Here is a 12694-nt window from a genome sequence, read left to right on the forward strand (position 1 = left end):
TGTCCTTTATTACCCTGTCAGGGGCTCAACAGAGGCAAAAAAAGGGGAGCTCGAAGCTCCCCGTAAAGGCTCCTGCTCTCAATGCCCCAGCGTGACCGGGTCGCTTTGGCGCACGCGACCGTCCACACCGCGCGTCTCCAGCTCGAACGTTAAGCCGGACGCTTCGGACGGCAGCTCCACCGTGAACTCATAGGGGAATTCATCATCCGTCACGGAGCGCTCACGGCCCTGCGTGTCGGTATAACGCAAGGTGGCGGACGCGACCTTGTTGTCGTCATCTCTCAAGTAGATATAAGCCCGCTCGCCGTAACCTCCCAGGTGAATCAACATGGCTCGAGCGTTACCTACGTCAAGCTCCTGATAGTCGTTCTGCGCGATCTCGGGCTGGCCAGTGAAGTTCTGACGGAAGGCGGTTTTCGCTGTAGCCCCGTCCACTTTCACCACCGTGACGCCGTTGGGCGCTACCTGCACCTTCAGCGCATCACCACTGACTGAATCGGTCCCGACCAGGCGGTTCTCGCGCCAGCGGGTCACCGAGAGCGAATCGGCTGTGTCCACCAGTGCTTCGTTCAGTTGCACCCGCGCCGAGACGGTTTGATCGGACTGGTTGGTAAAGGCGAGATACAGCGCGTTGTCTTTAAAGCCGCTGATGTAATTGAGTTCAATATCATCGATAGCCAGCAGCCCTTTCGGCATCCAGAGGTTCACGCCCTCTTCACCATAGAATGAGCCCGGCGCGTGACCGTAGAACTTGTTTTGCAGATAGGCATAACCCTCGATGTACTCGGAGGGAAAGTTCACTTGACCGTCGGTGCGCACAAACACATCCGTGACCAGGTAATCCAGTAACATGGAGGCCATCGGAAGAATATGGTTGAAGTGAAACGAGTTGACACTCAACTCCTTGAACGGATGCATCGGGTATGACTCTTTCATATAGATGCTGGTCCGGTCGGTGTTGATGTGATAACCCGGAAAGTTTTCATAGCGCCCGATGATGGCAGCCTTGGCCACTTCCTGCAAAAAGGTGTCGTCCGCGTAATAGCCAATACGCAATAGCCAGGGGGCGTAGTTGGCCATAAAGATCGCACGATGCCCCGATGAGGTGCCGGACGACTCCGCCGTCAGACCGATTTCCGACAACAGCCAGGCGTCTACGGCTTCTTCATCGATGTACATTTGCTCGTGGCCCTTGGACTTCAGATACCAGTAAATCGGTGCCTTGCCATCTTTATTCACGAGAACTTTCTGATCCGGGATTTTCGGTGCCATCCAGGTGAACATGGTGTAGTGCCGGGCGACTTCGCGCGCCGCCTCCAGGTAACGCTGTTCACCGGTAATTTCGTACAACTCTGAAAGCTCGATAAAGCGCGGAGTGAACTGGGTCCAGAAGAAGCCGGCCGGTTCGCTGGCCCCCTTTTCAACGCGCGAGGCCAGATAGGCATCAGCACCTTCCACCGCACGATTCAGATACGTTTCATCCCCGCTGGCTTTATACAGCCACAGCGAATTCCACCAGGTATCGCCATTCTCTTTAACGTCCAGGTTGCGAATGCGCGTACTGTTGTATTCATCCTCGGCCAGCTTTATAAAGAAATCATTGGCGCCGCCCAGAATATTGTGCAACGCGCTCAACTCGGAAATCGGCGCAATCGGGCCGAACATGTTGCGCGACGGGTTCTGGATTTTCTGTTCCGGGTCCAGACTAAAGAGGAATTTTTCCCGCGAGAGCATATATTCCAGCGTCGGGTAGGCACGGTCTTCAAACATCTCCCGGTTATCAGTAACCAGCGCCAGCCCCAGCGCGTTCAGGCTGGTGACGTTTTTAACGGCACCGGGAACGTCCGTGGAGTACGCCGAGCCCTTCAGTTCCTTTTCAAACCACGCATAGTCAGTCAGAGAATAATCCACGATGTTCTGGAACGTGGTGTTCAACGAGGCAATGCCATTTTTCCGATGATCGCGGAAGTCGTACAGTTGACGAGCAATCGATTCGTAAGTGCCCGTAATGGAATCCGCCTTTTCCGCGACCAGGTGCGAGGTAAAGGAGTAGCGCTCACCCGGTTGCATTTCTGACTCAAAGCCACCCAATACCGGTGAAAACAACATCGGCTGAGCGTCGCCGTTGGGGTTGCGCAAGGCGACGCCAAATCGGCTGTTATCGGCCACCGGCAAAGGGTCGAATGGAAATTCTTTGGGATCGGCCACGACACCATAGTTCACGCCCTTTGCACGCACCAGTGTAGTGGGCAGAGGCGCCCGGTAAGCGAGCGTCAGATAGGAGCGATCCGGGAAGGACTTCTCCTGCCAGATCAAGGGTTGCCAGATTTCTTCAGTACGCTCGGCGGGAAAGGCGGGTGCCCCCATAAAACCGACGGAGAAAAAGCCGCCTTCTTTCGGTTGCAGCGTGAAGGACAATGAGGGATAAGCACTATCTAGCGTCAACTTTGCTTTCAAGGAGAATTCGTCGCGGTCCGCAAAGCTCAGGTGCACGGTGTTGCCCACGCGCTCCACGGAATCCGGCTTGACCGCGATCACTCGACCACTGGCGAAATAGTTCGCGGTCCGTGCCTCAGCAGAACCTTCCAGAATCGACGCATCAAAGCCGTCACCGGCAGTCGCGGCATCACGCTCTACGGTTTCCAGGTCGGCTTTGGAACGATCCACGGCCAGCCAGGTGGGCACATTGTAGGGCGTATGATCCAGGTTGGCCGGACGCAGTTGCATTTCCGGATCGTCTTCCCGGTACAGTACATAGAAGTCGAGCGAATATTGATGCGCCTGACCATCGTCGGCGTATAACGTGACCGAGTCACGATTGATGGTGGCACGAGCGGTCGCGTCCGCGCCCTCCGGACTAGCCCCGGAGCCGAGTTGGCATCCGCAGAGTGAGAGTGCCCCCAGAGCACTCAGTAACAAATGTCGTAAAGGCATCATGAACCCTCAAAATAGTGGCTTACGTCGGTGCAGCATTGAAATCAGACAGTGGCACCAGGCGCCGGGATAGAAATACGGCGTTGCGAGTACTGCGCGATAATTCGCGTCGCGGGGCTTCGGCCACAACCGGCACCGAAACCCCTCTGGCGACTTAAAATTTAACGCTGACCCCCAGTGAGTAACGGCGTCCGGTTTCCGCGTAGGTCGCAACGTATTGCTCCCAGCCCGCATACTCTGACTTGGGTGAGTCCAGCAGGTTGACCGCCTGGAACTCGATGGACATGGCATCCGTCAGATAGTATTTGATGGACGCATCCAGGGACGGCTCACCCTTGTTGAGAATCGCCGTGGCGCCTTCGTAACCGAGGCGATCAAAATAATCATCGCGCCAGTTATACAGCAGCCGTGAGCTGAGCTTGTCGTCTTCGTAGTAAACCTGAATATTCAGGCTGTTTTCGGACACGCCCTGCAGGCCAATCGGGTCACCAGTGCGCGGATCGATTTCATCCGTGGTATTTTCCAGATAGGTGTAATTGATGGAGGTCCCGGTGTTGCCCAGAAGGCCGGGCAGGTCCCGGAAGTCGTGCTGGAACGCCAGCTCTACCCCTTTGATTTCACCACCGGCACCGTTTACCTGAGTGCGAATATTGAACTCCTGGTCGCCGTACCCGGGAATGGTACCGGGCTCGGTCACATCCAGAATCTGACGATCCAGAGAGTTGTAGAACACGGCGGCGGCCAAGGCCGAGTTGCGTGCGAAGTACCACTCCAGCGACACGTCGTACTTGGTGCCGCGCTGCGGTTTCAGATCCGGATTGGGCAGTGAAGCCGAAGAGCCTTCGGATTCATCCTGCGGCGTTTCTGGATCATCCTCAATCAAGTTCACCGTGCCGGTTGCTCCCAGCACACGCGTGCTCGGTCGGCTGATGGATTTACTGACGCCCAGTCGCAGTACCAGGTCTTCCGTCAGGTCTCTTTTGATAATCAGGCTTGGCAGTACATCCTGATAACCGCCCTCTTTTTCATAGGGTTCATACTCGCCGCTGACCAAAGCGAAGTTGTCCACCGTGGTAGAGGTGTCCGAGTAACGAACGCCCAGGTTCCCGGTCCAGCCCAGTGCATCGAAATCGGCACGCACGTAGTAGGACATAATGGTGTCCTCTACCTCTGAATCCATATCCGGGAAGCGTGAAATCGGCGCCTCGTAAAACGCATCGGAGAAACCGAAGCCACCGCCATTGATACGGTCGGTATCCACCACCACAATCTGGTTGGGCACATTAGCCCCGGAGCCCGAAAGCACATCAGAGGTGTCCACCACCACCGCCGCATTTTGCAACCATTCGGCATCCGACACCGGCGTATTACCGAGGCCCGCACGGGTCAAACTGGTCACTTCCAGGTTGTCGTATGGCGGTGCGCCGTATTTTCCGAACTGTGCGGTCGTGGCGTTAATTGAGGAGTATCGCAAACCGGCTTTGACCGAGGTAATCACCCCATCCATCGGATAGGTCACATCCAACCGGAAGGAATCTTCTTCGGCTTCGTTGATGTCACGAGTGTCATAAAAGGTGGCCGCGGTAAAATCATTCGGATTCGATAAGTCCGGAATATCCACCGACGCGATGTCGGTGCCGCGAATGTCATAACTGACCGGAACACCGGCGCCATCCTCACCGTAGGTATAAAGCTGGATGAACTGCTGATCCCGCGTGGTTTCGGATTTGCCGAACGCGTATTCCGCAAACACTTCCAGGCCACTGTCACCCACCCAGGTCATGTTCAGCCCACCGGTGAGGAAGCTGTCAGCCCCCTGGTACCGCTCGTGGTTACTTTCCACTTTGGTATCGAGCGTACCGGCCACACGGGCGTCATGCTCGTCCACCACGATGGTGTCGGGGTCGTAGTTCTCCAGCGTTTTGTCGAGAATAATACCGGCCCATGAACGCGAGCGGGCATAGTCATACTCGGCGTACAACAGGTCGGCATTGATGTCGAGATTATCGGAGGGCTGCCACTGGAAGGCTCCATTTACGGCGGATTTTTCCCGCTCTTCCTCTTTGCGCTGGTAGCGCAGGTCGTACTGATAGTAATACGGATCGACGATACCCTGAACATTGTTCTCCGGGTTGGAGTAAGGCGCGCCCTGGCGCCAGTCGCCATTACTGTAGAAGCGGTCTTCGGTAATGGGTCGATCCTCGTGCACCACACCAAACATGACACCCATGGTGTCATCGGCGAAAGTATTACTTACCTGTGCGGAAAGCTTGACCCCCTGGTCGTCATTCATCTCCGCGAGGGTGCCTTCAGCCGAGGCACCGCCCCAGAAGCCTTTTCGGTCCAGCGGCTTGCGGGTTTTGATATCGACAGTTCCCCCAAGCGCACCGTCTGTCATATCGGCGGTTAATACCTTGGTGGTTCTGACTGAGCCGACGATTTCGGAGGGGAAGTAATTCATAATTCCGGCGTTAGTGCCGCGACCGTAGGGACTCAGCAATGTCCGCCCGTTCACTTCCACACGGTTGTTGCGGATACCGCGAATAGTGATGTTGACGCCTTCCCCATCTTCGCGCTCTACCTGAATACCCGGAACCCGCTGCAAGGTTTCCGCCAGGTTATCGTCCGGCAGTTTGCCAATATCCTCGGCCACAACGACTTCGACAAAGGTGTCGGCTTCGCGTTTGCGATCCAGGCTTTCTACCATACTTCCGCGAATACCACGGACCACGACTTCTTCCAGAGCGGCGGCACTGGCATCATCGGGTTGACCCGTTTGTTGCGCGAGGGATGCACCGGACGCTCCGGCCAGCAGTGTGGCGCTGATAAGTTGGGCCAGGACGGTTTTATGAAATGGTTGTCTGGTCATAAGCAGACTCTCCTGCACAGAATGTAATTATTGATATAACGGCGTCCATGGCACTTACCCTCAATAGTAAGCGTTTGGACTCCGAACAGCCACAGCGATTCGGCAGCCTGAGCCCATTTTGTGGCTAAAATAGATACAAATCAAGAAAAAAGTATCTTTATGAGATACAAAACTCAGAAGAAGCGCTTTTATTCCAGTTGGTTATTAAGTGGAAATCGGCGCCGAGACCGCCGATGCCCACAGGATCCCGGCCCGATTTATCCCGCCTTATCAGCCGGGAGCTATGACCCGACGGGATGGGAAGAAAGGGATGGGGAGGTAGGGGGTAAAGAGGGGATATTAGGAAAGTGTAGAGAAAATGTCGGGAACCCCAGGGCGCTGACGGCGAAGCCGGGGGCTAGCGCTTAGCGAATGTGGTTTTCGATATCCAGCGCTTTCTCCCGCAGAACGGCCACCAGCTCTTCGGTGCGCTCTTCCGGTATGTCACCGGACAGTGCAATGGCACTGTGCGCCGGGTTACCAATATTGACGGCCAGGGTAACCGCCCCTTCGGGCAAGTGAGTACGGTAGCTGGTGCGTACGCGCACAAAGCCCTGTTCGCGAATTTCAATCAACTTGTCTTGCAGCGCTGCAATGCCTTCGGGGAACCCCGGAATGGTTTTGTTCTCGTACAAGTGAACCACTTCGTCATCATCCACTTGCGACAACAGCGACAGGCCGACCCCGGAGGCCGTCGCCGGAAAGTACCCCAACCGCCCCAGCGCCTCAATGGAACTCAACTCCGGCAGGGCGTGATAGAGGTAGGTCACCTTGTCTTTCCACAACACCCCCATGGCGACCACCATTCCGTAGGCCCGCAACTCCTCCAGGGGCTTAACCGCATGGGACACCATGCGTGAGGCAAATAAACTCTGGGCCGCCAGCACATGCATGGCGGGGCCAATGGTGTATTTGCGGTCGGCGGTTTTGCGCACGAAGCCCGCGAACGCGAGGGTGCGCAACAAGCGATTGACCCGGGTGGTGTCCAGCTCCAGAAAACGCGCCAGTTCACGCCCCCCAACCGGGCGATCAAATGAAGTGATCGCCTGCAGGGTTTCAATACCATCGAGCACACTCATATTGAGCTGTGTGCCATAGGATTTCAGCTTGCGCTCTAGATAACTCTGCTCGACCATGCAACATCCACATTCAATAGTTCACTTATTGTCGAGAGTTATAATAAGAGAGTCAAGACGCCGGGCACTCTCACCCAGCACTTTCCCCGCCAGTTGAAAACCTCTCTTTCCTCCTCTTCCAGACGGTGCAGCACCTGATCCTGGAAGTTTGCGGGCCGTCGGCAGCCATTGCGGTAGGGAACTACCTCCCCTGGGGGGCAGTCTCAAACCACTGTCAGGCATTTGCAATCATTCGCATCGTCAAACGCATCAGCCTATGCTATACGTTTAAGCGCAGGCGACGGATGCCCTGCACTAAGGTGAGCCCCAACACGAGCCACAACACGACTCTCAACATGAGAAGGAACCTATGAACAACAGCAAAACGGAGACCACCTCCCTGAAAAAACTGGATCGGGTGGCATGGTATCTGGACAGTGCTGTCCCGATACCCGGCACTCGCTTACGACTGGGCGTTGACCCGCTGATCGGGTTGGTACCAGTGGTTGGCGACACCGTTGGTGCGCTGCTTTCGTGCTATATTCTTAATCAGGCCTCCAGAATGGGCGCACCACTGTCGGTGTTGGTTCGCATGGTTTTTAATATTTTGATTGATGCCATGGTGGGTGCCATTCCATTGCTGGGCGACCTGTTTGACGTCGCGTGGCGGGCGAATCGGCGCAATGTGGAACTCTTACGCCGCTATCAGGACCAACCGACACGCACCGTTTGGCAAAGCCGGGCCCTGGCTACGGTGTTGATTGTGACGGTACTCGCCATCGTAATTGCCATCGGTTGGCTAATGGTGACGCTGATCGGGGCGATCTGGCAGGCGATAACCACGATGTAACGTGTCAAACGCCAATGGTTAAACCGGGCTTTTTAAAACCCACCACGATATCGAAGGAGTGTTGTTATGGATCTAATCCGTATTATTCTGGCTATTTTGCTGCCGCCGTTGGGCGTGTTTTTACAAGTCGGTCTCAAAGGCGCCTTCTGGCTCAATATTCTGTTGACCTTACTTGGCTATATACCCGGCATTGTCCATGCCGTGTGGATTATTGCGCGGCGATGAAGCCCGAGCGTTGGCGGGAAGTGCCCACTGTCTCACAATTTCGGCGTAAAAAGCCCGCCAACGCACAATAGTCCTTGATTCACCCCCAATCGACGCGCCACCATGGAGTCGTTGGGATACACGACACACCGGCTTGAGTGCCTTTGAGCCCCATGACCGGTGTGCGATACAAGATCGACCCCTTTGCAAACAGCGTGCGAGCGACCCACTAAATAGCTTTATTTAGGAGATTCGCTATGAACCGCTATTGCCACTGGTTAAGGAAAAGCACCCTCTCGGTACTCATCGCTACGGCCGGTTTGCACACCCTGCCCGCCAATGCCCAAATTGAAAGCGCCAGCCTGCGCGGTAAAATTCTCAATGAAGAAGCCGTCGAAGAAGGCAGCGAAGTCGTGGCCGTGGATGTCGCACGGGGTTACACCTACACGACACGCATTCGCGCCAATAACAGCTACACGTTTGTCGGTCTGCGCCCCGGCACCTACCGCATACATCTTTCAGGACAGGAGGCAGGCGGGCAAGAGGTGACATTGCGCGTCGGGCAAAATGCTCGTCTGAACGTCAACGCGGAAGACACCGCAACGAATGACACCAGCGGTAACGAAATGACGGTGACGCAGCAGGATGTGCAACCGACGGAAGAAATCCTGGTGACCTCCGAGCAGGTGGACAGCTTTCAGGGCGGCGGCGTCAGCACCGACATCACCCCCGAACTGATGAACCGCCTGCCGCAAATCAACCGCAATTTCCTGTCGTTTGCCGAGTTGGCACCGGGGGTCCAATTAAACCAGGGCGCCGACGGCAGCACCAGTATTCGCGGCGGAGCCCAGCACCAACGAGGCGTCAATGTTTTTCTCGATGGTGTCAGCCAGAAGGATTACGTGCTAAAAGGCGGCGTAACCGGTCAGGATTCCAGCCGGGGCAACCCGTTTCCACAATCGGCCGTGGCGGAATACAAAGTCATCACCCAGAATTACAAGGCCGAATACGAGCATGTGGGCAGTACAGCCATCACTGCCATCACACAATCCGGTACCAATGAATTCAAGGGCGATATTTTCTACGACTTCACCGATGAGAGTTTACGTTCGGCCACACCGCTGGAAAATGATGCGGGAGAAAAAGTGGCTTCATCCCAGGAGCAGTATGGCCTTACCTTATCCGGGCCCATCATTCGCGACAAGCTGCATTACTTCCTCGCCTACGAACGCAAGAACAACGAAGATCCGCGCGATATCATCGCGGGCAGCCTTTCGGGGCAATTGCCGGCGCAATACCGCGACCTGACGGGCCGCAAAGTGTCCCAATTCCAGGAAGACCTCTTTTTCGGAAAAATCGACTGGATGATCAACAGCTCCCACGCGATTGAAGCGTCGATCAAATATCGAGAGGAAGCCGAAACCACCGGATTTGGCGGGACGGAAGCGGTGTCCTACGGTTCAAGCAAGGATCTGGAAGACACCCGGGTGAACATTAAGCACACCTATACCGGCGATGGTCTGGAAAACGAGCTGCGCTTTACCTATGAAGACAGCTTCTGGCGTCCGCGCCCACTCTCTACAGGCTATGGAACCATTCTGGAAAACGGTGGCGGCGATCGTATTCTGGCCTTTGGTGCAGGCCCCAACTTCCAGAACAAAGGCCAGGAAGGATGGTCGCTGCAGAACGATATCACGTTCAGTGATATTAGCTGGTTTGGCGATCACGTCATCAAAACCGGCATCAAGTACAAGGAGGTCACGCTCAGATCCAGCCAGCAAATTCCCTATTACCCACAGTTCTACTACAACGTGGAGTTCGACGGTGAGGGCCGTTTCGACCTGGTGCAGCCTTACCGGGTTGAGTGGGGTCTGGGCATTGAGGGCACCGACAATCTCGGCAGCATCGAATCCGACAACCGGCAAGTTGGTATTTACATACAGGATGACTGGTACATCACTGACCGCCTGACACTAAACCTTGGGGTACGCTGGGATTATGAAGAGACCCCGGCGTATAAAAACTTTGTGACTCCCGACGACCTGGTGACCGCGCTGCGCGACTGGGACAACATTCAAAACGCCGGTTACGACATTAACCAGTGGATCAGCAACGGCCATAACCGGGATTATTTCAAAGACGCCTGGGCACCACGGCTGGGCTTTTCCTATGATCTGGACACCGATGGCACTCACGTATTGTTTGGCGGTTACGGACGGTCTTATGATCGCAACCAGTTTGATTACATCCAAATCGAGCAGACCAAAGGCACTTTCGCGAGCACGACTATCAACTTTGAAGGCGATCCGGACAACCCGTGCGAGGGCAGCAACTGCGTGGCATGGGACCCGGCTTATTTAACGCCCGACGGCCTCGCCGAACTGCAAACCAGCGTCTCCGGCGCCGGCCGGGAAGTAAACCTGTTGCACAACGACCTGAAAACGCCGTACTCCGATCAGTTCAGCCTGGGGATTCGCAGCACCTGGGGCGACTGGGCCACCGAGCTAACCCTGTCGCGCATTGAAGGCAAGGACGGTTTCAACTGGCTGCTGGGCAACCGCCGCGAAGGCGGCGCCTTCTTTGCGCCCGGTACCACCTGGGGAGCGCCCTGGGGTTTCAATCCCGAAGGCTACGGCGACATCATTCTGGCCAATAATGATCTGGAGACCAAAACCAACTCGGTTTACCTGAAAATCGAGCACCCCCACTACAACAACTGGGGAGTCAGCGTGGCTTATACCTACAGCGATGCGCAAGAAAATGTGGCCTACACCTCGAATTACGCGCTGGATTACCCGGATGTGTCCTATTACGGCTGGCAGGATGCCGTCGGCGTCCCGGACCACCGCGTGGTCGCCACCGGTACGCTGGACTTACCCTGGGATATTTTATTGTCCGGCAAACTGACCTGGGCCTCCAGCAGTCCGCAGCAATACACCAACTGCCTGGCCGGGAATGACGATTGTTTTCTGGATCGCATCGAACCGGACGACGGGGATTTCAGCCAGTTCGATCTGGCGCTCAGCAAGCACTTCTCTACCGACGGAGTGGTCTCTGGTTCCGAATTTCGCGTTCGATTCGATATTCTGAACCTGTTCGATACCCACAACTGGCGGTCGTTCGATCTATACAGCGGCAGCCCTGGTGATCCCAACCCCGATTTTGGAGTACCCCAACGGGACCTGGCCAGCCCGCCACGAACCGCCAAGCTGTCCGTGGGCTGGAGTTGGTAACCCGCCGCTAACCGTCCCCCGCCATCATGGTGGAGGGCGGGGTTCCACTGGCTTCACGCTGGCTAACCGTTTCCTGCTCATAACGCCGAGCGGCGGCCGCCACCTGGCCGCTGTCCCCGGTTTCCAGCCAACGCCGGACACGCCCGGCATCTCCCAGAGGGGTACGGGTACCGAACGAATTAAGCAGCACCACGGCCATGGGCTCACCTTCCATCTCGGTCACCATGACCAGACAGCGCCCCGCAGCGTTCAGATAACCGGTTTTGGTCAAGGCCACGTCCCAGCGGCTACTGTGAACCAACGGGTTGGTGTTGCCATAATGCAAGGTATAACCGGGCTTTCGAAAGCGCACACTGTGCCGTCCGCCGGTGGACAACTCCTGCAGCGCGGGGCTGGCATAGGCGGCGTTCACCAGCCGTAAAAGGTCATCGGCCGTGGAGACATTCTCATCCGAGAGACCGGAAGAATCCACAAAATGGGTACGCGTCATCCCCAGTGCCTGCGCTTTGTCGTTCATCGCCTGGATAAAGGCGTCATAGCCCTCCGGGTGATGCCTCGCCAATAAGTAGGCCGCGTAGTTCTCGGACGACATCAAGGCGATGCGCAACAACTCCCTGCGCGGCGCCTCCGAGCCTGGACGCAGCCGGGAAAACGCATTGGCCGCGGCGGGAAAGTGCCGCTCTTCCACCATCAGCCATTCATCCAGATCGGCGCCGGAATCCAGCACCACCAGGCCCGTCATCAATTTGGTGACCGAGGCAATCGGCATTACCCAATCCCCGCGCTTATGGTACAGCGGCGCGCTCGCTCCGATGGGCGCCACTGCCGCGCTGACAGAGGCCAAATGCAATCGCAGCGGGTCCGGATTAATCTCAACCTCCGGGTTAGCCTCACCCTGGACCCCAGCCGCCAGGCTAAGTCCCAGCAATACCACGGCGCTATACCGAGCCGGATATCGGGCAATATACCGTGCTCCCGCCGCCAACGAATTGCGCATAAACCGATTTTCCTCTCTGGTTATTGAACGATACATGGAGCGCTATTATGCCACGCCGGAAAGTCGACTTTACCAACGCCCAGGGCCACACATTGAGCGGTGCTTTAGAGCTGCCCGACGGCGCAGAGCCGAAGGCTTTTGCGTTATTCGCACACTGTTTCACGTGCGGCAAGGATGTCGTGGCCGCCTCCCGAATCGCCCACTCCCTCGCCGAACAGGGCATCGCCGTTCTGCGTTTTGACTTTACCGGCCTCGGCGGCAGTGATGGCGACTTCTCCCACACCACGTTCAGCAGCAATGTGTCGGACCTGGAATCCGCTGCAGAGTTTCTCGCGCAGGAATCTCAGGCCTCGCGCCGAGCCTCGCAACCGTCCTGCAGTGGCTCCGGGGAAAGTCCTCCTCACTGGCCACATTGTGATGGAAGCGTCGAAGAAGTTGACATTTTCTGATGAT

The 12694-nt window shown here is 56.3% G+C and carries 8 protein-coding genes; 4 read left to right on the top strand and 4 right to left on the bottom strand.

The window, feature by feature from the left end:
- Positions 1-78 precede the first annotated feature (78 nt).
- From ACQCLF_RS03435 to ACQCLF_RS03445, 3 genes are all read right to left on the bottom strand, one after another.
- On the bottom strand, positions 79-2937 hold the full coding sequence (locus ACQCLF_RS03435) for a hypothetical protein (RefSeq protein ID WP_426984886.1): 2859 nt from the start codon (positions 2935-2937) through the stop codon (positions 79-81).
- A gap of 151 nt (positions 2938-3088) precedes the next feature.
- Entirely contained in the window at positions 3089-5803 is a 2715-nt protein-coding gene (locus ACQCLF_RS03440; RefSeq protein ID WP_426984887.1) for a TonB-dependent receptor, read from the bottom strand.
- A 404-nt stretch (positions 5804-6207) separates the two neighbouring features.
- On the bottom strand, positions 6208-6978 hold the full coding sequence (locus ACQCLF_RS03445; protein ID WP_426984888.1) for an IclR family transcriptional regulator: 771 nt from the start codon (positions 6976-6978) through the stop codon (positions 6208-6210).
- Between the two features lie 349 nt (positions 6979-7327).
- Between ACQCLF_RS03445 and ACQCLF_RS03450 the strand changes: the two genes are divergently transcribed.
- The 3 genes from ACQCLF_RS03450 (at position 7328) to ACQCLF_RS03460 (ending at position 11244) form a co-directional block, all read left to right on the top strand.
- The gene (locus ACQCLF_RS03450; protein WP_426984889.1) at positions 7328-7807 is read left to right on the top strand and encodes a DUF4112 domain-containing protein; all 480 of its coding nucleotides are present in this window, start codon (positions 7328-7330) and stop codon (positions 7805-7807) included.
- A gap of 66 nt (positions 7808-7873) precedes the next feature.
- The gene (locus ACQCLF_RS03455) at positions 7874-8032 is read left to right on the top strand and encodes a YqaE/Pmp3 family membrane protein (protein WP_426984890.1); all 159 of its coding nucleotides are present in this window, start codon (positions 7874-7876) and stop codon (positions 8030-8032) included.
- Between the two features lie 236 nt (positions 8033-8268).
- Positions 8269-11244, top strand: a complete 2976-nt coding sequence (locus tag ACQCLF_RS03460; protein ID WP_426984891.1) for a TonB-dependent receptor domain-containing protein — start codon at positions 8269-8271, stop codon at positions 11242-11244.
- 7 nt (positions 11245-11251) lie between these two features.
- Here ACQCLF_RS03460 and pbpG read toward each other — a convergent pair whose 3' ends face one another.
- Complete coding sequence (gene pbpG / locus ACQCLF_RS03465) at positions 11252-12241, bottom strand: D-alanyl-D-alanine endopeptidase (RefSeq protein WP_426984892.1); 990 nt, start codon at positions 12239-12241, stop codon at positions 11252-11254.
- 47 nt (positions 12242-12288) lie between these two features.
- Here pbpG and ACQCLF_RS03470 point away from each other — a divergent pair, with 47 nt between their 5' ends.
- Complete coding sequence (locus ACQCLF_RS03470) at positions 12289-12690, top strand: alpha/beta hydrolase family protein (protein ID WP_426984893.1); 402 nt, start codon at positions 12289-12291, stop codon at positions 12688-12690.
- Positions 12691-12694 lie beyond the last annotated feature (4 nt).

The organism is Marinimicrobium sp. ARAG 43.8, assembly GCF_050113635.1.
Taxonomy (GTDB): domain Bacteria; phylum Pseudomonadota; class Gammaproteobacteria; order Pseudomonadales; family Cellvibrionaceae; genus Marinimicrobium.

Excerpts from the sequence above, each read along its gene's own strand:
- ACQCLF_RS03450 (WP_426984889.1), top strand. The coding sequence starts at position 7,328 with ATGAACAACAGCAAAACGGAGACCACCTCCCTGAAAAAACTGGATCGG.
- pbpG (WP_426984892.1), bottom strand. The coding sequence starts at position 12,241 with ATGCGCAATTCGTTGGCGGCGGGAGCACGGTATATTGCCCGATATCCG.
- ACQCLF_RS03460 (WP_426984891.1), top strand. The coding sequence starts at position 8,269 with ATGAACCGCTATTGCCACTGGTTAAGGAAAAGCACCCTCTCGGTACTC.
- ACQCLF_RS03455 (WP_426984890.1), top strand. The coding sequence starts at position 7,874 with ATGGATCTAATCCGTATTATTCTGGCTATTTTGCTGCCGCCGTTGGGC.
- ACQCLF_RS03440 (WP_426984887.1), bottom strand. The coding sequence starts at position 5,803 with ATGACCAGACAACCATTTCATAAAACCGTCCTGGCCCAACTTATCAGC.
- ACQCLF_RS03435 (WP_426984886.1), bottom strand. The coding sequence starts at position 2,937 with ATGATGCCTTTACGACATTTGTTACTGAGTGCTCTGGGGGCACTCTCA.
- ACQCLF_RS03470 (WP_426984893.1), top strand. The coding sequence starts at position 12,289 with ATGCCACGCCGGAAAGTCGACTTTACCAACGCCCAGGGCCACACATTG.
- ACQCLF_RS03445 (WP_426984888.1), bottom strand. The coding sequence starts at position 6,978 with ATGGTCGAGCAGAGTTATCTAGAGCGCAAGCTGAAATCCTATGGCACA.